This window comes from Terrisporobacter hibernicus, from assembly GCF_020809405.1.
GTDB lineage: Bacteria > Bacillota > Clostridia > Peptostreptococcales > Peptostreptococcaceae > Terrisporobacter > Terrisporobacter petrolearius.
Genome location: NZ_CP081135.1, coordinates 3,402,976 through 3,422,943, shown reverse-complemented (window position 1 = coordinate 3,422,943; position 19,968 = coordinate 3,402,976). Strand labels below are relative to the sequence as shown.

Annotated in this window: 23 protein-coding genes and 1 pseudogene; 5 read left to right on the top strand and 19 right to left on the bottom strand. The window is 28.0% G+C overall.

What is annotated here, in order from left to right; translation table 11 throughout:
• Positions 1–66 precede the first annotated feature (66 nt).
• From JW646_RS20360 to JW646_RS16485, 10 genes are all read right to left on the bottom strand, one after another.
• Positions 67–189 carry a DUF4209 domain-containing protein gene (locus tag JW646_RS20360; RefSeq protein WP_408647709.1) on the bottom strand — a complete coding sequence of 41 codons (123 nt, stop codon included), beginning with the start codon at positions 187–189 and terminating at the stop codon, positions 67–69.
• Positions 173–340, bottom strand: coding sequence for a hypothetical protein (locus JW646_RS16525; RefSeq protein WP_228415696.1), 168 nt, complete (start codon positions 338–340; stop codon positions 173–175). Before JW646_RS16525 ends, JW646_RS20360 begins: the two co-directional genes overlap by 17 nt.
• A complete protein-coding gene (locus tag JW646_RS16520; RefSeq protein ID WP_456300425.1) occupies positions 316–1,548 on the bottom strand; it encodes a DUF7380 domain-containing protein in 1,233 nt (410 codons plus the stop codon). Before JW646_RS16520 ends, JW646_RS16525 begins: the two co-directional genes overlap by 25 nt.
• Before the next feature lie 61 nt (positions 1,549–1,609).
• Positions 1,610–1,759, bottom strand: a complete 150-nt coding sequence (locus tag JW646_RS16515; protein WP_228415694.1) for a hypothetical protein — start codon at positions 1,757–1,759, stop codon at positions 1,610–1,612.
• Between the two features lie 19 nt (positions 1,760–1,778).
• Positions 1,779–2,639, bottom strand: a complete 861-nt coding sequence (locus tag JW646_RS16510; RefSeq protein ID WP_228415693.1) for a restriction endonuclease subunit S — start codon at positions 2,637–2,639, stop codon at positions 1,779–1,781.
• Between the two features lie 300 nt (positions 2,640–2,939).
• A complete protein-coding gene (locus JW646_RS16505; RefSeq protein ID WP_228415692.1) occupies positions 2,940–3,578 on the bottom strand; it encodes a vWA domain-containing protein in 639 nt (212 codons plus the stop codon).
• 99 nt (positions 3,579–3,677) lie between these two features.
• Entirely contained in the window at positions 3,678–4,682 is a 1,005-nt protein-coding gene (locus JW646_RS16500; RefSeq protein ID WP_228415691.1) for a macro domain-containing protein, read from the bottom strand.
• Between the two features lie 440 nt (positions 4,683–5,122).
• Positions 5,123–5,932: a hypothetical protein gene (locus tag JW646_RS16495; protein WP_228415690.1), complete on the bottom strand. Its 810-nt coding sequence runs from the start codon at positions 5,930–5,932 to the stop codon at positions 5,123–5,125.
• 114 nt (positions 5,933–6,046) lie between these two features.
• Positions 6,047–6,727 (bottom strand): hypothetical protein, encoded by a 681-nt coding sequence (locus JW646_RS16490; protein WP_228415689.1) that lies wholly within the window; start codon positions 6,725–6,727, stop codon positions 6,047–6,049.
• A gap of 114 nt (positions 6,728–6,841) precedes the next feature.
• Complete coding sequence (locus JW646_RS16485; protein WP_228415688.1) at positions 6,842–7,648, bottom strand: hypothetical protein; 807 nt, start codon at positions 7,646–7,648, stop codon at positions 6,842–6,844.
• Positions 7,649–8,083: 435 nt separating this feature from the next.
• On the opposite strand from JW646_RS16485, the pseudogene JW646_RS16480 reads away from it, so the two are divergent.
• Both JW646_RS16480 and JW646_RS16475 read left to right on the top strand, forming a co-directional pair.
• Positions 8,084–8,464 (top strand): annotated as a pseudogene (locus JW646_RS16480) (BclA C-terminal domain-containing protein); the annotation flags it as partial.
• 47 nt (positions 8,465–8,511) lie between these two features.
• Complete coding sequence (locus JW646_RS16475; RefSeq protein WP_228415687.1) at positions 8,512–8,988, top strand: BclA C-terminal domain-containing protein; 477 nt, start codon at positions 8,512–8,514, stop codon at positions 8,986–8,988.
• Between the two features lie 130 nt (positions 8,989–9,118).
• Here the strand turns inward: JW646_RS16475 and JW646_RS16470 are convergent, their stop codons facing one another.
• The 4 genes from JW646_RS16470 to JW646_RS16455 form a co-directional block, all read right to left on the bottom strand.
• Entirely contained in the window at positions 9,119–9,649 is a 531-nt protein-coding gene (locus tag JW646_RS16470; protein ID WP_206923757.1) for an ECF transporter S component, read from the bottom strand.
• Between the two features lie 22 nt (positions 9,650–9,671).
• Complete coding sequence (locus tag JW646_RS16465) at positions 9,672–10,814, bottom strand: pyridoxal-phosphate-dependent aminotransferase family protein (RefSeq protein ID WP_228415686.1); 1,143 nt, start codon at positions 10,812–10,814, stop codon at positions 9,672–9,674.
• A 206-nt stretch (positions 10,815–11,020) separates the two neighbouring features.
• Complete coding sequence (locus JW646_RS16460) at positions 11,021–11,803, bottom strand: N-acetylmuramoyl-L-alanine amidase family protein (protein WP_228415685.1); 783 nt, start codon at positions 11,801–11,803, stop codon at positions 11,021–11,023.
• A gap of 231 nt (positions 11,804–12,034) precedes the next feature.
• Positions 12,035–12,364, bottom strand: a complete 330-nt coding sequence (locus JW646_RS16455; RefSeq protein ID WP_039681307.1) for a DUF1904 domain-containing protein — start codon at positions 12,362–12,364, stop codon at positions 12,035–12,037.
• Positions 12,365–12,619: 255 nt separating this feature from the next.
• On the opposite strand from JW646_RS16455, the gene JW646_RS16450 reads away from it, so the two are divergent.
• The 3 genes from JW646_RS16450 (at position 12,620) to JW646_RS20245 (ending at position 13,652) form a co-directional block, all read left to right on the top strand.
• Positions 12,620–13,048, top strand: a complete 429-nt coding sequence (locus JW646_RS16450) for a DUF4275 family protein (RefSeq protein WP_228415684.1) — start codon at positions 12,620–12,622, stop codon at positions 13,046–13,048.
• 133 nt (positions 13,049–13,181) lie between these two features.
• The gene (locus JW646_RS20250) at positions 13,182–13,445 is read left to right on the top strand and encodes an SMI1/KNR4 family protein (RefSeq protein WP_331478092.1); all 264 of its coding nucleotides are present in this window, start codon (positions 13,182–13,184) and stop codon (positions 13,443–13,445) included.
• 54 nt (positions 13,446–13,499) lie between these two features.
• Positions 13,500–13,652 (top strand): hypothetical protein, encoded by a 153-nt coding sequence (locus JW646_RS20245; RefSeq protein ID WP_331478031.1) that lies wholly within the window; start codon positions 13,500–13,502, stop codon positions 13,650–13,652.
• 72 nt (positions 13,653–13,724) lie between these two features.
• Here JW646_RS20245 and JW646_RS16440 read toward each other — a convergent pair whose 3' ends face one another.
• The 5 genes from JW646_RS16440 to JW646_RS16420 all read right to left on the bottom strand — a co-directional run bounded on the left by JW646_RS16440 (position 13,725) and on the right by JW646_RS16420 (position 19,927).
• Positions 13,725–14,513, bottom strand: coding sequence for a toxin regulator (locus JW646_RS16440; protein ID WP_228415683.1), 789 nt, complete (start codon positions 14,511–14,513; stop codon positions 13,725–13,727).
• 221 nt (positions 14,514–14,734) lie between these two features.
• On the bottom strand, positions 14,735–15,817 hold the full coding sequence (locus JW646_RS16435; protein ID WP_148556530.1) for an SH3 domain-containing protein: 1,083 nt from the start codon (positions 15,815–15,817) through the stop codon (positions 14,735–14,737).
• 593 nt (positions 15,818–16,410) lie between these two features.
• Positions 16,411–17,172, bottom strand: a complete 762-nt coding sequence (gene allE / locus JW646_RS16430; protein WP_228415682.1) for a (S)-ureidoglycine aminohydrolase — start codon at positions 17,170–17,172, stop codon at positions 16,411–16,413.
• Positions 17,173–17,353: 181 nt separating this feature from the next.
• On the bottom strand, positions 17,354–17,554 hold the full coding sequence (locus JW646_RS16425; protein ID WP_074916022.1) for a cold-shock protein: 201 nt from the start codon (positions 17,552–17,554) through the stop codon (positions 17,354–17,356).
• Positions 17,555–17,680: 126 nt separating this feature from the next.
• Positions 17,681–19,927: a fibronectin type III domain-containing protein gene (locus JW646_RS16420; protein WP_228415681.1), complete on the bottom strand. Its 2,247-nt coding sequence runs from the start codon at positions 19,925–19,927 to the stop codon at positions 17,681–17,683.
• Positions 19,928–19,968: the final 41 nt, after the last annotated feature.

Sequence of the window (19,968 nt, the reverse complement as noted above, 5' to 3'; positions counted from 1 at the left end):
TAAATTATGAAATCCTATCAGTAATTTTTACAATTAAGAAATTAATCCTTAAATTTAAAAATATTTTTACATATATAACTTATATAGTACACATAACTTCCACCAAAACCACCACAAGTATTTTGACTTACTTCCTTCACATGAATTATATCCAATTAATCCATGACACAAATCATTTCTTAAATTCATACCATGTTTTTATATTAAAAGTAAATACAACATCTTCACCTAATATATCTATTAGTTTCACTTCTTTTAATAACGTATTTACATTCTTTTCTTCTTGAATTCCATCCTGTGATATTATTGTAACTATTACATCATTTTTTCTAGTATACATCTTATAGAATTCTCTATTTGAGGAATGAGTAAATGAGTACTTACTATAAAATCTCCATTAAATCTAGCTATAAATCCTTTACTATAAAACTTAACTCTGTCTTTCGGTATTAAGAAGTTATTATTAAGAATATCTAATAAATCACGCTCCGATATATTATGTTCTTCTAATATTACCTTTCTAACTGGTTCAATCAACATAGTTGCCTGAATATCAAAATATAGTTTTGAATTTTCATACATCTTATTATCTGTGTCTGTATTATCTTTATTTGAATTTATTCCATCTTGTTTAGCAATATTTTTAACTTTTTCATTAACTAAAACAGATGCAAATAGATTTGAAAATACATTATTTTTAATATCTTCTCCAACTTGATTTCGTACAATTTCTTTTTCAATGAAATCTTCCATAAATGCTAGTCCTTGTAAAACATATCTTTTATCTTTTCCTTTAAAAATATTAATTTTATTATTCATTTCATCAGATATTTCTTTAGGAAGTTCAACTTTAAAAGATGTTTCCTTCATATAACCAATTGATTTTTCTTGATACTCCATCATCTTTTTATGGAGATCATCTACTTTGTCCTTTTTCCCTCCTACTTTTCTATATTCCTCTATTGATAATTGTAAACAATTCGCTGCAACCATATAATTAATATCATTTTTTTCTAATTCATATATAGACTTATCCTCATAAGTTTTAGCAATTTTTTCTCGTATATCTCTTTTAACTTCTACTTTATTATTTATAAATTTCTTAGTAGCTAACTCTAAATATACTCTTACTCTTCTAAAGTCATTTTCTTTCTTTGCATAATTAGCTCTATTTATACATATTTCATATAGTTTTTTACTATCTCCATATTTATTTTGTACTAACAAATCTATCATTCTACTTGAAAGATAGAGCTTATCATTTATATATACTGATACTAAAGTTGTATATATAGTATCTAAGCACTCTTTTATTTTTATATTTTGTTTACCTAAAAGTTTACTTAGATTTAACGCTCTTTCTATATACTCAAAACAAGTTGTCCAGTGCACTATATCGAGCGTATTTTTAAAAGTAATTATATATGAATCTATTGTAATCTCTAATACACTGTAGTCTTTATTTATTTGAATTAATGTATCTCCAATTACACCTATTAATATAGAATTATCTATTTCATATATTTGTTTAGATAGTAAATCACAAATTATGTCTTATTGTTCTCCTAAATTAATTTAAATTTATATTACTATTAAAATTACAAATTTGTTATAAAGAAGATAAAATTAATATTTTATCTTCATCCTCTATTTCTACGGCTTTTTTTCTGAATATACTAGCTAGCTCATATAATTCTAAATTGTCTATTTCTTTCACTAAATTATTTATATCTATCTCCTCAAATATTTTTTCTAACATACTTGTCCCCCCACATATTCTAAATTTGATTTAATACTTCATTTATTTCTAAATCTGAATATATAGCAATTGTATCATTTTTTAGCTGCTCTTTTATTTCTTTTAGTTTTTGATTATAATGCTCTTTTGACTTTATTAATTTATTACCTATATCTTCTTGCTTCTTTCTATCTATATTAGGAAAAGGCATGTCATATAAATCTTTTACACTTAATGTTAAAACTGTCATTCCTTTTAATCTTTTAGATATATAATACTTTCCTATAGGACTTTCTAAATATGCTTTTATAAAGTATGTGTTAACTTCTCTATCTGGTCTGATTGCTATGAAATTATGAGATAGTATTCTATTATCTGGTATTTCATCTATTACTGCTATTTTTACTACATTACCTCTACAAGATAAAAGTACATCTCCTTTTTTTAGTAAATATTTTTTATTAAGGTTAATGTCATCTATATTGATAGGTGTAAGATTTTCTAATTCTAATTCTCTATTTTGAACATCATACAGCATAACAGCTTTATGAGTCGCTTCTTTTTCATATACTTTTTTAACTAAATTACTTCCTCTTATAAAATCTGCTATAGAACCAAATTCTATAGTATTTTTCTCCTCAAATTTTTCATTATCTACTTTAAATAATCCAAAATCTGTTTCTACTTCTTTTTTATCAAAATAAACATCTACATTCAGATTATTATTTTCTATTCCTGATATATCTAATAGTCTACTAAAAGATTCCATCTCCGTTTTATTAATATATACGTTTATTGTCTTATCTATCTCTTGTTGAGTAAAGGTTACTCTTAGTTTTTGCTTAGTTCCAAGTTCGTTTGTTTTTAGCAAGTTCTTGACACAAACAGTTAAGGTCTGCATCCATGGGGGTCTTACAATAACCAAGTCATTGTTGCTATTCCATAGCAAATCCCCTTACATTTTTTATTGGTACATTTTTAAACAAATTATTTATAACATAATAATATTATTAAATTGATGTAAAATCCATATATACATGAAAAAAGATGCCAGTATTTATACCAGCATCTCACTATATACTATTTAAATTCAATTTAATAAGCAATCAATATTTATAATAATATTCTAGTCTAATTCACTATTAATTTTCAGATGATTATATCCATTTATTTGAATGTAAAGCATTTACTAAAACAAAATTTATTCTTTCCTCATTTCATAATCATCTTCCACCCTACTCTTCCAACTTTCATCCACAACCCCCATTGCCCTACAAGTGGAAATTGCAGAGTTCATAACTTCATAAGTAATCTGTGTCCCAACTTCATCGCTCACATAATTAGAGGCAAATTCTTCTGATATGCCAAATTTTCTAGCTGTTGAAATCGCATCTATATTGGCTCCTAAAAATAAAAATTGCCAATTATATCTTTCTTTTTCATAAGTAATCATCTTTTTAATCTTTTCATAGGAATACTCTTTGCTGGCATTTTCGTATCCATCAGTAGTTATAATAAACAAAACATTTTTGGCTCTTTCTTCTTTTTGGGGCACATTTATCATAAAATTAATGGAATAACCTATGGCATCTAAAAGAGCCGTACATCCTCTTACATAATAATCCTTACTTGTAATGTTTTTAATCTCTTTAATATCAACTCTTTTGTGTAACATTTGTATTTCGTCATCAAACAAAACTGTGGTAACATTTGCGTCTCCCTCTTCTTCTCTTTGTTTTTTAAGCATTGAGTTAAATCCACCTATGGTGTCATCTTCCAAACCCGACATTGACCCACTTCTATCTAATATGAACACAACCTCTGTTAAATTATTTTTCATAAAAAATACCTCCCTAAAATTTATAACTAAGTTTTATCTTTAAATAAATAATAGTTTTTTTAAGGAGATACTTGGTCGCTTTAAAAGCGACATATATTTTTAAGTTGCCAATAAAGGCTGTTCAAAGGAGAACAGTGCTTCATTTATTATGAATATGTCATAGTTTTTGTTTTTTATAAAATACTCTACTATTAAATCAAACTTGTGACTTGGAGATAGAGTATATCCTGCTTTTGCTAACAAATCCTTAGTTTCATCCAAAGATAGTTCTAAACCTATGGCCAAGGATAGGGCTGTAGATTTTTTAGGATTATAATCTTTATTACTTCTTATTTTGGAAAATAATTTTCTATCCATATTAGCTTTTTTATAAACTTCTACATCAGTTTTTCCTTTATCATCAATAAGTCTTAATAACATTTGTGAAAAACTTTCATCAATATTATCTAAGATGCTTTCCAATGATCTCTTGTTAAAGTCTTTTGTTTCATATATTACTTCCTGAAAATTGCAATCATCCTGATAAATTTCTTCTATTTCTAATAAATCTGTATATCTTAATCTATAATCTTCATCTTCATAAAAATCATCAATATAATGCTGAATTCCCTCATACAATTCTTCACTTAAATGTACAGCTTTTCTATCAAATACCACAAGATAAATATCCATTTCATTTCCAGCCAGAAACTCTTTAATAGTTGAAACTGCTATATTTAATGCTTCTTTTTGGGGATATCCATAAATACCAGAAGATATTAAAGGAAATGCTATTGATTTTAAATTATAATCCTTTGCCAGCTTCAGTGATGTTTCATAAGCACTTTTAAGAAACTTGCCTTCGTTTGAATTTCCATCTTTATATATAGGTCCTACAGTATGAATAATATATTTGGATTTAAGATTATATGCCTTTGTAATAACAGCCTTACCTACTGGACAGTGCTTTATTTTTTCACACTCTTTTTGTAACTCTTCCTCACCTGCTGCTCTAAAAATTGCCCCACAAACTCCTCCACCCATTAGGAGTTTAGAATTGGCAGCATTTACAATAACATCTGTGTTCATGTTTGTAATGTCATTATGTAAAATTTGAAATGGCATGGTACTACCTCCGTATAAAGTTCTTGCCTAAATTATAGCACAATAGGATCATTTTCAAGTTTTGTATACATATGAGCTTATTTGTATTTTAAATAGTTTAATTAAAAAGGTACTACCTGATTTTAGGTAATACCTTCTAATTTACATATTATTTGAATTTAGACTCATCTTTTATTTTTTTATTATATAAATACAAATCTATACATATCATTGATAGATATATAAATGTGAAGATAATTGATTCTACATTAATTCGAAAATTATAACTCCTATATATAATTGCAATATAAACAGGTATGGTTAAAATTATTCGATGTATTGGTTTAGTCTTTTTTTGTTTCATAAATTATCTTTAGTGATAGAGTGTATCGCAAGTCCCAAGCTCCCACTAAATCATCCTTTCTTTCTTATAATTCACTTTTTAGTGTATTCATATAGGTTTATCTAACGAATATTCTAGTTGAACCAACTTTCATATATCCATAATCATATTTATTATATGGATGAGATACACCATTACTATCCTCTATAGTATCAGTCCATATACGGAATTTGATATAATATTTACCATCTTTTATATATAAATTAACTATATTGATACTACATCCTTTTCCTATAGTCCAATTTGATTGTTTACATGATATAGTATCATATGCTTTTAAATCTTTTTTAGCTTTAAATTTTATTTTTCTATCTTTATTATTAACTGTATAAGTTGTTGATGTTTTTACAGAATATCCATTGACTAATATTCTCATATATGGATAAAATTCATATCCAGTAGATTTTTTAAAGTAGTCAAATTTATTTGTATCACTGAATTCAGTATTATAATAAGCGACACCACTTACGTTATCATACTTCTCTAAATCAATATATTTACCTATTGATTTATTAACTACACACTTACTGTTTTTGAATTTTAATATCCTATTATCAGAACCTGCAAAACAATTATTAGTTAATACAAATTCCATAGATTTATCATTTCTGTTAATATCGTATAACTCAACATTATAGTAATCTGAAAGTTTCATACATTTATCATTTATATATATTCTTGAATTACCTTTATTTTCTGTTATCTTAATCTTGTCTTTTCCTTTAATTCCGTCAATATCATAATAATATGTCTTTCCTTCATACAAATACTTAACTGATTTGGTTAATATGTTAGCATATGCTGGAACAACACATCCAATACTTATCCCTAGTGATAAAACTATTGTTATTAGTTTTTTTAACTTCATTGAATACACTCCCCCCTAATTCAATATTCATCATTTTTATTACATATGTTATGTAAATTATATACAATAATTTTTTACAATAAAAACTCCCTACACTTTATTTAATTTAATATCCTATATTTTTATGAGTTCACCTACTGGAAAGTTAACAACTATAACATCTTTTTTAGGTATTTCCATACCTATCATATTTACAAATACTTCTTTGTAATGGGTATTCCATTTTTGTTCGCTTGTAGGCCTATATGTATAGTCTCCTACAAAATTTAGTAATACTAGTTTTACATTTATATTTTTTATTTTTAATTTTTCATTAAGCTTATGTAAAAATGTTAGTCGATTGGCAAGTTGATAATATTCATCTGTCCACATTGGAAATGAGCCTTTTGGATAGTTATTTTCAAATACTTCTTTCATAGTTTTTAAAATTAAGTCCTTACTATTTGGATTTTTTGCACCAATTTTACTTTTTAACTCTGACAGATGGGCTTTTGCTTCTACCAAGTATAAAGTGTTATTATCTTTTGTTAGCGCTATGCCATCCCACTGTGGTTGCCTATTTGGCCAAAAAGAAAATATTTCTTTTTTTTCTTCAGCTGATATATTAAGTATTTTACACATGTAGTCTTGCTTTAGTTCATACTCTAGGTATTCTTTGTTATTACCCTCAAGTGGCGAAATCCATGTTAGGTCACAACCTATTTTAGAATTTAATTCCTTTTGCAAATTCTTAACAACATATTGCATCCAAAACTTACTTCCTTTAGTAGATGGGCCTTTGGATGTATTACTCATATTGCTACCCCCTTATTTAAGGAGCCACCTAAGGCTCCATTAAAATTATTTTCTAGATTAATACATTACTTCTCTTTTACGCATTTGTAATTTGAATATGTTTTGTATATTTCTTTATCTCCACCATAAACATGACTTTTCAGTAAACAGCATAGATGACCCAACTTTAACATATCCATATTTACCAGAACTATTTTTTACTCTTATATACTTGCTACTTCCCTTTTGATACAAGCTATAAATATAAGCCTTACTACCCTTATTTATAGTAAATGCTTTCTTCTTACCACTAGTACTTGTATATGCAGTTAATTTTTTAGCCGCTACATATTTATTTTTTCTAGTACTACTGTCTGTATTAGCACTATATTGATTATAAACATTGTATCCTTTTATTTGCACTTTATCATAAATACAAAAGTACCCCATTGCCTCTGCAAAACTACTATATCTTCCTTGATCATATTCTTCAAAAGTTACCATTCCATTGTTAGGATCATAGCTTTTTAACATTGCATCTTTATAATGTTTATTTACCATACATTTATTGTTTTTGAATTTAAGTATTTTTGTTCCCCACTCACTATCTCCTGACCAATAAAAAACAATCTCTGAACTTTTGTCCTTTTTATTAAAATCGTAAATCTTCACATCATAATTACCATAATCAGTGTAATAATTTGAGTCCAATGTTTTAGTTGTGTTATTTACTTTTAATAATAATTTATGACCTTTGCTATAAACTTTTATACTGTCCTTATCTCTATCTCCGTCTAAATCATATTTATAAGTCTTTCCAATTTTCAACTGTTTCTTATATGCTGTAGCAGCATAGGAACTGTTAATATCACTTACAAAAACACTTCCAACTATCATACTTATTGATAGGAATAAAACACTTACTTTTTTTATTTTTTTCATATCAAACACCCCCTACAGTAATATTAGCATATTATTTATTGGTAATATAAGTAAAATAAAAAGCTAATAATTTCAATGACTGAAATTATTAGCTTAACTACTTACCAATATTACATACCTCCCTAAAATTTATAATTAAGTTTTATCTTTAAATAAAATTTCTAAAACTTCACAATCTGTTGGGAACTTTACAAAAATCATTATAAAATATACTTCTTAATATGAGATAACTTAGCACATTCTGTATTTTAAACTCATACTATGAGTATAACGTTCACGACTGAGTATCTAAAGGAGGTGATTATTATAAAATGTAATGAGTGTGAAGATATAGAAACCAGTGATGCTCCTTTATTTAATTTAGATATTACTTGACCAGAAAAACCTAAGGGACCAGCAGGTTCCTGTGTAACAGATAACTACGCTTATGCTGCTAATACAATTGGAAGTGAGATAAGCATTCTACAAGAAGGCACTAACATATTGCTTCCAAATGAGCAAAAACTACCTGTTGAGTATGTTACAGTTGATGAAAGTAATAAAGTATTTACAATTAAAAATGCTGGAACTTACTTTATTAAATATACTATTTATACCACTTCAACAGTATCTTTAGGCAGTCGTTTGATGATAAATGGAATAGAAAATATTGAATCTACAATAAATAATGGATTATCTATAAATAAATTTTCTGCAGATCTTATTATAAATATAATAGATAACACACAAATATCTCTTCAGATGTTTGGTACAGGAACTATAATATTATTAAGTAATGGTGTTGGAGCAGCATTATCTATAATTAGATTAGCCTAGCCCTATATTAAAAATCATTATTTTTAATAGTATAGGAGGTGATTTATATGGCAAATATCACCAATGTATGTCTTTATTGCCCTCCAGGGTCAAAAGGAGATACGGGTGTATGTGTAACAAATAACTACGCTTATGCTGCTAATACAACAGGAGCTTCAATAACATTATCACTAATATCACCAACATACAACATTCCTCTTCCCAGTAAAGAACTATCCTCATATATTACTGCTAATGGTAATAACGATGAATTTACAATTTCAAATGCGGGAACTTATTATATCAAATATCAAATTTATACTACCTCATCATTATTATTAAATACTCGTTTAATTATAAATAGCAGTGGAAACACTGCATCAACTGTATCACCAGTAGTATCTTTAAGTAGCTTCTCTTCAGAGGTTATTGTAGATTTAACTGAAAATTCCACAGTATCTCTTCAAATATTTGGTCTTTTAGGAGTAGTCGTAATACCTTCTGGAAGTTGTGGAGCAAGCTTAACTATAATTAGATTAGCATAAATTATTAGATATGCTAAGCCTCATTTATAAAGGTTTTCGTTTAATAAATGAGGCTTAGTAATTGTATGGATTTTAATCTATAATAATCTGGTCATTACAATGACTTGACTTGATAACAAGCTCTTTAACCTTATCTAATATATTTCTTAACAACCTTCGCCACAGGAACACCTATAATTAGTCCTACAACTATCTGAGTAACATTTCCTGGCACAGATGCCAAAGGCTGCACATAGTTTCCATATAATATTATCTCCGTTACATAATAACCAAATATCATCCAAATACCTGACACTACTATGGCAAAAACATTAGTTAAAACACTGTTTCCTTTTTTGTTATTAGACCAGGCAATTCTTCCTATAATATATCCCATAACCCCTCTAACTATAAATGTAAATGGTGCCCACATTGCCCATTCTGATAGTAAATCAAACAAGCCCATACCAAAAGCACCAGCTATAGCACCCTTTTTCTTACCAAATACAATTGCTGAGATAAATAACATTGTATTTCCTAAGTGTACTAATCCTCCACTTGATGCTATGGGCAGTCTTATGTTAATAAACCTTGTTGCTATAAATACTAATGCTATAAGTAAAGCCGTTTCTACTAAATCCCTAGTTTCTATAGTTTTTCTACGTTCATTTGATATTTGCATTTTAAATCCCCCACCCACATATTTATTTGTAGTATTTATTAAACAAACTTACTAAAGATCCATTTCCTTTAAAACCTAAATCTTTTAAACTATTATCTAAAATATCTAATATATATATTATTTTATCTAGTTTTGCATTTTCTCCCATATGGCCAATTCTAAGTAATTTATCCACATATTCTCCCAGTGATGTTCCTATTATTGTGTTGTATTTTTCACCTATATACTTAGTTAAATTTAGAGCTCCTATATTTTCAGGTATAACTAGTGCAGTTACAGTATTAGAGTATCCACTGTTTAAAAATAACTCCCCACCATATTCTTTAAGTGCTTCTCTTGTAGCCTTTGCAACTTTTTCATGTCTCTTTATTGTATTTTCTATTCCTTCTTCTAATATATTTTCCAAAGCTCTATCCAAACTTATAATGTCGCTTATAGGCATTGTATATGGAAAATATTTTTGTTCATAGTAATCTTCCCATATTGTTAAGTTGCAGTAAAAACCAATTATTTTACTTTTTCTATTTTTCATAGTATTTTTAGCATCTTCACTTACACTTACTATACTAAGGCCTGGTTGAGCTGATATGGCTTTTTGAGATCCACCAAGTACCATATCTATTTGCCAATCATCTACTAAAAGTTTTTCTCCAACCATGGCTGCCACTGAATCTACAACAGTAAGTATGTTGTACTTTTTAAGTAATGGACATATTTTGCTCAAATCATTTAAAACTCCTGTTGGTGTATCACAGTGGACTATAGTTGCATATTTAAAATCATGGTCTTTTTCTAAAAATCTTTCTAATTCCTCCACATCTATAGCTTTTTTATAGCATTTACTAAAAAGTACAGCTTCACCACCATACATAGTTACAAAATCCTCAAAACCTTTTCCAAATACACCATTATCTATAACTAAAACCCTATCATCCTTCTCTGTCAATGATGCACAGGCTGCTTCTAAGCCCAATATACCTTCTCCACTTAGTATGTATACGTCATTTTTAGTGCTTATTATTTTTGCCATTTTATCACAAGTGTTTTTATAAAATTCAACAAAATCAACATCCACATCTGGATTTGTAGTTTTTATACTTCTTGCTAGTCTTACATTTTCCCTAACATTACTTGGACCTGGCATATATACATTTTTATTGTTCATAATTTCCTCCCCTTGTTAAATACTTATGAAATAATTATATATGATTTTTTTATTTATATAATACAATTTTGTCTTTTTCAAGAATTGTACTAATACACTTTATTGTAATAAAAGTATAAACAAGTTCATAAAAATTCATGATAAGTACACAAAAAAAGCTGCTTATCTCAATTGATACGCAGCCTTTTATCTGTATTATTTCTTCATTATTCAAAGCATTTATTAATTCCATCAGCTATAGCTTTTGCTATTTTAGGATGATTTTTTGTATTACTAACAAATGTATCATCTTCCTTATTAGACAAGAATCCCATCTCTATCAAAACAACAGGCACTTTTGACCAGTTAAATCCTGTCAAATCATCTCTTTCTATAACCCCTCTATCCTTTATACCTACTTCTTTCACATATGTATTAAGTATTTTTGTTCCATAAGATTTACTAATTTTATAAAAACTTGATGTATATTCATTTTTAGCGGGAACATGCATAGATGCACCTTTCACACTACTATCTTCACAAGAATCTCCATGAATTCTCACTACCAAATCCGCATTATTCTTGTTACCAACTTCAGCTCTTTCTATATTACTCTTAGACTCTGCCACATCACTTTTAGTTAAAACCACATTATATCCCTTTGACTCTAGTTCCTTTTTTAGTAATGATGCCACAGACATAGTAGTTTTGTGCTCTGGTATATTTGTGAATGCTCCTGTTGCCCCTAAACCATCTTTTAGTTTTGTTTTAGAAGAATCTGGTGATACTGGTTCATTTCCTGATGTCCCTGTTGATGAATGGCCTGGATCTATAACTATATTAATCTTTGAATTATCATCTTTGTCAGAGTCATTATTTTTATCACTTTGTGTATCTTCTACTTTATTTTTTTGTTCATCCTTATTTTCCACAGAATTTGTTTTAGCGCAGCCAGTAATGAAAGCTAACATGCTTACTGCCACAAATAATAAAATAATTTTCTTTTTCATATTATCTCCCCTTTTTTATTTGCTCTTTATTTATATTCTAAATATAAAACTTTGTAACTTGTGTTTTTACATGACTGTAATTATAACATAGTAAAACAGTCTCTTTTTCTATTGTACAATAAATGTAGTATTTATAATAGGAATAGAATAAATTAAACCTGGTATAAAACTAGATATCTAGTACAAAAAAGGTATACACATTTTTGTGTATACCTTGATTATGTAAATTTCTTAGAAGTGTTCTCCATTTTCATAATACTTCTCTTTTTCAAAAACTGTAAAAGCTAAATCCATACTTTCTATATTTAGGTTTTCTCTTATATTATTAGTGATTATTTTAGCTACTGTATCTTGCACCTCTTGACCTCTATCAAACCAAGCTACTTCTACAAATGGATATACATCTGCTATCTTACCATTTCTTATAGCAACAGACTTTATACATTCTATTTCAAAATAATCTCTTGGGCATTTCACTGCTTCTACTAATTCATCAATCATCTTTTCACTTATCTTGCAGATGTCATTTTCATTTATTCCTCTTACTTTTATTTGTGGCATAACGCTCCTCCTGTTGTTGAATTTATTACTTATATTTGTTTTACTATTTAGAAGATGTTTCCCCTATAGGACAATCTTATAATAAATATATTATAACAAATTATCAAAAAATAACAAAAGGGCTAGTAAGTAATCTCCCTTAAATTCAATGAAACTGTTTTGACATTGGAAAGCCATTGGATATTAGGTATAATATAATCAAAGTTGGTGATTGGTATATAATGTAAAATATTAGTTATATTTAGGAGGTTGATTATGGTACTGCTTGACAAAAAGATTAATTTTCAAGCTCTAGATAATTTAGAAGAGATTAAAAATAAATGGATAGAAGTATTTGCAGGACATTTAACAGAAAAAGAAAGAATAGAAGAAATAGGTATGGATGGTTATTTATGGCATGTATTTAGTTATGAGAAAAGAGATTGTTTAGAAGGTAATGAGGCAAGAAAAGCATTTGATGAATTGAGAAAAAGAGGGTATTATATTTTCTTTGAAGATTATGTATATGATTATTACTCATCTGAATATGAAAATAAAGTATTTGAGGTTTTTGATGGAGATAAAGCTAGGGCCAAAGATTTTAATAAAGAAGACGATATATATATAGTAGATAAATACTTTAGATGGACTTATGTAAATACCCATGAAAGAGATTGGCTTGGACCTTATTTTTACAAGTTGTAAACAATTAAAATAATACAGTAGGCTTGATGAACAATCTTCATATAATGAAAACAAATTAGACTTATAAATATTTAAAGGAGATAACTATGGAACTTTATAAAGGATTTAATTTTGGGATGACAATGATTATTCAATTGAAGAGTATATATCAAAACCAGTAACTAACAAAGAAATAAAAACTGTTGACAGTGAACTTAAATATAAATTACCTAAGTCATATATAGAAATAATGAAGTTACATAATGGAAGAATGGTATTAAAAAAATGTTATCCTATGTCTCAACCAACTTCTTGGGCAGACAACCATATACAAATTGAGGGTATCTTCGGAATAGGACATGAACTACCAAATTCTCTTTGTGGAGAAACTGGAAGCCAATTTTGGATAGATGAATAGGAATACCCTGCATTTGGAGTTTATATATGTGATACTCCTTCTGCTGGCCATGATATGATAATGCTTGATTACAGAAAATGTGGAAAAGAAGGAGAACCCGAAGTTGTGCATGTAGATCAAGATAACGATTATAATATAACTTTCGTTACAAAAGATTTTGAAACTTTTGTTAACGGATTGGCTTCAGAGGAACAGTTTTATTACTAAGAAGATTGGATGATTAAATACTGATATCATAATAAAAAAGAGCCAGATACATTTAGTATCTGGCTTCAGTAATTACATATCTACTTTATCTACATCAACACTCGGTATGCTAACATTAGCGCCCATAACTGTTGTATATGTTTCTATACCGTCACTTACTCCATATATAGTAATCCAGTCATCCTCTAGTATTCTTTCTTCTGTAAGGCTATCAGATACATTTAGATATAATACTTTGTCATAATCCCCACCTACAGCTAATCTAATTACATTACTGAGTAATCCTTCTGATATTTGCATTACTTGTCCTTTGAATTTAACTTTCTTGCCCTCGTATTTATCTGGATTTCTTGCTAATTTACTATAAGTTATTCCAGTATTATAACCTTGCTTCTCTTTTTTCGCCTGGGCTTCTTTTTCAGCTTTCTCTTGAGCCTTTTGTTCAGCTTCTTCCTTGGCTTCCTTCTCAGCCTTTTCCTTAGCTATCTTCTCTTCCTCAGCTTTACGCTCTTCCTCTTTCATTTCAAACCAAGGTGATGCCTCATCAATTTTAGCTTGTAATTCCTCGTTTTTACCCTCTAAATTATTAACCTCCGTATTAAGCTCTTCATTTTGCTGTTTTAGTGTATTTACTTGTTTTTCATGACTTGAACTTCCACTGCTTGCCCCACTGTAAGCAAAAAACATAAGTACTATAATTCCTATCATTATCTTTTCACGCTTACTTAACTTTTGACGTGGCTTCTTGTCATTTGGTTCTTTGTCATTTGGCTCTTTATCCTCCGGATCTTTGTCACCATTTGATATAATTTTTCCATTAACCTTGCTGTCAAACTTAAAATACTCCTTAAAATTTTTCATAATATCCCCCCACAATCTATATTACTTAATTAAAGTATAGTAGTAAGTAGTATCACTGTCGAGCTGATACGAGAAAATAATACAATATTTTCCAACAATAATAAATAGTATTTTTAACGCAAAACAACCAGGTACGTTTTGCCTCCGCCTCTTAAAATTCATATATTTGCTAAGTAATTAAAATAAGGGATATATGCGCTCATATATCCCTTTAATTTATACTAATCTAATATTTGTATAGATATGTTTCTAACTCCCCAGCTATTGCACTGTGAATCCGAATTCATAAATATATCTATTTTATTTCCTTTTATTCCTCCACCACAGTCTTCTGCAATGAATGTTTTCCCAAATCTAGGTATATAGACTCTTGTTCCATAAGGTATAACATCTGGGTCTACAGCTATTGTTCCCCATTTAGGTTTTGTTCCTGTTGCAGTTATACCATCTCCACTGTAAGCTGTAGCTGAAACTACTATATTTTTATTTGATGAAGATGAAACTTCTGATTCTGATAATTTATCTTGTGATGATTCTTTTTTGCTTGATGATTCTTTTGCACTTGATGATTCTTTCGAATCAGAAACCTTTGAAGTTTTATTACTTGTCATTAAAGCCACATCTGTATCTAAATGTGAGCTATGTACCCATCCAGTTTTTCCATCTGAAGTTTGAAGTTTATACCATCCATCTAATGATGATATTACTTTTACCTTTTGTCCTTCATCCAAAACTTTTATAACGTCATAATTAGTTGATGCTCCTTTTCTCATGTTAGCAACGTCTTTTAAAGTTCCATTAGCATCACTGTCTGACCATGCAAATTTAGCATCTGATACTTTTATATATTTTCTATATGACCAGCCTACTTCACCATCTGAAGTTTTAACCTTATACCAGTCACCTTTTTTTGATAAAACTTTTACACTTTCTCCCTTTTCATGGACACTAATTATTTCATTTTCAATTGATGGACCTTTTCTGAAATTTAAATATTCTGTTACTGTTCCTAAAACAGCACTTGCTTCTTCTTTTTCTTGTTTTGAAGCATCTACATATTTACCATATGACCAACCTGTTTCATTGTCTGAAGTTTTAACTTTGTACCAACCATTTGACTCTGATAATATTTTTATATTTTCCCCTTGATCAAGTACCTCTTTAACATTGTGTTCAGTAGATGCACCTTTTCTTAGGTTTAGATCTTCCTTTACTGTTGCTGCTTGAGATTCTACAGAAGCACAAGCCCCTAGTGCCATTGCCATTGATACAAAAGCTGTTGTTTTTAAAGTATTTTTTAACATATATATTCCTCCAATATCGTTTTATAGAATAATCTTTCTAAATAAAATATTGTGCCTTTAGCCACTTAATTTTTAAATCTATACTTATATATTATTACAACTTTGTAACTTTTGGAAGTGTTTTTTGTAAATTATTTACAAAACGTTTACAAAATATATGTTTTATTTCTAATCTTTCTTAGCTCAAACCCAGTGTTTCCAGCATTTAAGCTCTTTCTATATTTTTTTAATTTTTTTCGTTTTTGTAACCTTTGTAACTTTTGTAAAATGACTCTTTTTTAAAATATTGCTAACCATACTAATATATTCTATATAAAAAAAAATATGTTTCTTTAACAATAAATTTCATCTCTCATCATCAGTTTTTAATCTTTCACTTCCATAAAAATTAGCACTACTATATTAGTTTTTTTCCCTAATTTTCTTTTGATAATATAGGCCTTATTTTTAATATTTGATTTTTATCATCCTATCTCCTTTAATTTTAAGTAAAAAAAACACCCCAATCGTTAGAATTTTGATCCAACAATTGGAGCGTAGTACAAAAAATATCCCTTTATTTTTTATTTATATTAATCTACTAACAATAAATTCTATAATATAACATCCCTATTGCAGTCTTTTGAATATATGTATGATAAATTTTCTCTACCTACTCCATAACAGCATTGTGGTACATAAGGTCCAAACCAAATATAATCATTTTTCTTAACAGGTATCCATGTATTGTCTAAATTATAAAGACCTTCACCAGACAACAAATACGCTCCATGCTCTTGTACATGGGTCTCAATAAATGGATGACAAGCCCCTGGATAAAAAGTTAATATGTGAAAGTTCATATCAAATGCTAAATCTTTTGGCAAAAAGTCTATTATTTTAACATTAGCCATATTGTCATAATCTACTTCATCTTGTTCTTTTATGTTGGAAACTACAACCCAAGGTTCATAATCTTCCAATGGTTGATATTTTTGTTTATACAAAAATATTTTAGAGTCATTATCATATATATTTTCTAAATTCATAGTTTCCCAAGGAGTGCAATATACATATCCTCCAGATTCAATTATATATTCTTCATTTTTTATAGTTACTTTAATTTCACCTTCTATGCAATAAACAAAGGTTTCTATACCATTTCCGCCAAATCCTTTAGTTGTTCTTCCACCTTTATTCATTGTTATTATGTAATCTACAAAACTTGCACCTAGTTTTGGTGACGCTAATATTGATATTCTACAATTTTCAAATCCTGGTACTACATTATTTACTAATCCTTCTGGTGCTATTAGTGCAAAACTTCCATGGTTGATTATTGATCTAGATGTTAACAAATCATTTGGATATCCCATTTAAATTCACCCCTAAAAATATATTTTATAATTTAATATTAATGCAGTGAACAGTGTATTAGCAACATTGGATAAGTTTCTAAAGTCTGATGTAGTTATAGTAAATGGACATAGAACAGATTAGATTGTATAAAAAAAAAAGACCCAATGGGTCTTTTTTTATACAATCTATATATAAAAATTATAATATAGTTATATTTTCAGCTTGAGGTCCTCTAGCGCCTTGAACTATTTCAAAGCTTACTTTTTGTCCTTCTTCTAATGTTTTGTATCCATCAGTTTGTATAGCTGAGAAATGTGCGAATACATCATCTCCACCTTCTACTGATATAAATCCAAATCCTTTGTCATTGTTAAACCATTTTACTGTTCCGTTAGTCATTTAATAATTCTCCTTAACCTTTTTACATGTTTATATTTTTTTACTTCATATGTTATTATATACTATTTTAAGATATTTTACACACTTTTTTGAAATATATTTAATAATTTATTTTATTTACCGTGTTTATTTGATTTTAATACTTTTTATACTACTATAATCACCATATATTTTTTTGCTATTTACTATATTATATGCTCTAACTTTAAAGTAATAAGTTTTTTTACTCTTTAAATATTTTTTTGAATAAATTGTATTTGATAATCCTTTTGAATCTTTTATAGTTGTGTATTTTCCATTTTTTGAAGTTGCCATTTTTACTTCATATCCACTTGCATTTTTTACAAGATCCCAGACTATATGTCCTTCACCTTTTGTTGGTGATTTAATACTTACACTAACGACTCTAGACAATCTAGTAGTGAAATTAATTTCTTTTGAACTATTGTCTTCATAAAATTTTTCATTTACTCTTTTGTAAGGTACTACTTTTATTGTATAGTCTGTTCCCGATTTTAGATTTTTTAATGTAGTGCTTATTGTAGATGATGTGGCTGAGTTTTTAACTGCTAAAGTACGTACATACTTACTAGAATTTTTTTCTTTTTTATATATATAATATCCATCAGCTTCTTTCACTTTATCCCATTTTATTGAAACAGATCTTGTTTTGGTATTGCTTAATGTAATATTTTTTGTACTATTTGGTATTATATTAAATGTGATTTTTTTACTTCCAATATACTTACCAATACCTTTTATTGTAATGTTTCCTAATCCAACATTTTTATTATTTGAAAAAGAAAGTTTGTAATCAGTTCCTTCTTTTAATACCTTTCCTTTATAGGTTATTTTTAGTAAAGGTTTAATTTCTTTTCCTGTATATCTTTTACTTGAAATTGTTCCAATGGTAGTTTTACTTATTTGTATTGGTTCTTCAAGTGCTACAAAGTTTATCGAATCATTAAGTGCAACAGCTTCAGCTGCTGTATTCTTATATCCATATATAGTCAGATTGTTACAATTTTTAAAAGTAGGCGTACTATATGTATTTTCATAAATTATTTCTACACTTTTGGGAATTACTATTTTTTTAAAAGAGCTACATTCTTCAAAAGCTCCTTTACCTAATTTCTTAGCACCAATAGGTATATCTATTTCTTCCAAATTAGTACATCCTTCAAATGTGTAATCACTTATTTCCTTTATATTATTACTAAGTTTAATCTTTTCTAGATTATTGCAATTATCAAAAGCGTGACTTCCTATGGTATTTACTGTGTTTGGTATGTCTATTTCTTTTAATGATGTGCAATTTTTAAATGCAGCAATACTTATATTTTTTAAGTTTTCTGGCAACTTTATTTCCTGTAACTTTTCACAACCTTCAAAAGCATTTGAAAATATTGTTGATACACTATCAGGTATTGTTACATTTTGTAATTCAGTTGCTTCATAAAATAAATTATATGATATTGTTTTAAGCTTATTTGGTAAAACGATGCTTTTTATTTTTGTTTCACCAAAATTACTATCGCCTATACTAGTTATTGAATCTGGTAAGTTTATTTTTTCAAGATTATTACAGTCATTAAATGCATTTTTCTCTATTATTTTAATACCATCATTTAATTTAACTTCTTTTAAATTGTAACAGTTGAAAAATGTCCAAGGTTTTAATTTTTCCACTGATGAAGGTATATTTATGAACTCTAATTTTTGACAATTTGAAAAAGCCCTCTTTTCTATAGTTTCTAATCCTTGTGGTAATTCAATAGTAGTAAATTGATTTCCCATAAATGCATCTGTTTCTATAGTCTTTAAATTTTTAGGTAGTTTAATTTCCTTAAGTGAATAATTTCCTCTAAAAGCTGAGTCCCCTATTACTTGCACACTATCAGGCATTTCAATTGATTTAAAAGTAGTAAAAGCAAAGCAATTTTCTGGAATTTCTTTTATTGAATTTGATAATTTAACTTCTACTAAATCTCCACATTGGCTAAATGCGCTTGGCCCAATATAAGTTACACTATCTGGAATTTCTATTGTTTTATATTTATAACTCATACAAAATGCAGCTCTTCCTATTTTTTTTACTGTGTCTGGAATTTTAATTGAATAAAATCCTGATTGTTTAAATGCACTATCAGCTATTTCTGATACTTCGTAGCCTTTTATATGACTTGGTATTACTAAATCTGTCACTCTATAATAATCATAGCCTGTTATTATGGCTTTATTGTCCTCAATTTTATAGATAAGGCCTTCCTCTGTTTTTTCACCTTGCTCTAAAGCATTTATGCTAAAAAAATTCCCCAATATAAGCACACTACATAGTAACAAGGTTAATATTTTACTTATTATTTTTTTCATTTTTACCCCCAAATTATTTTATTAAATTAATTATATCATCA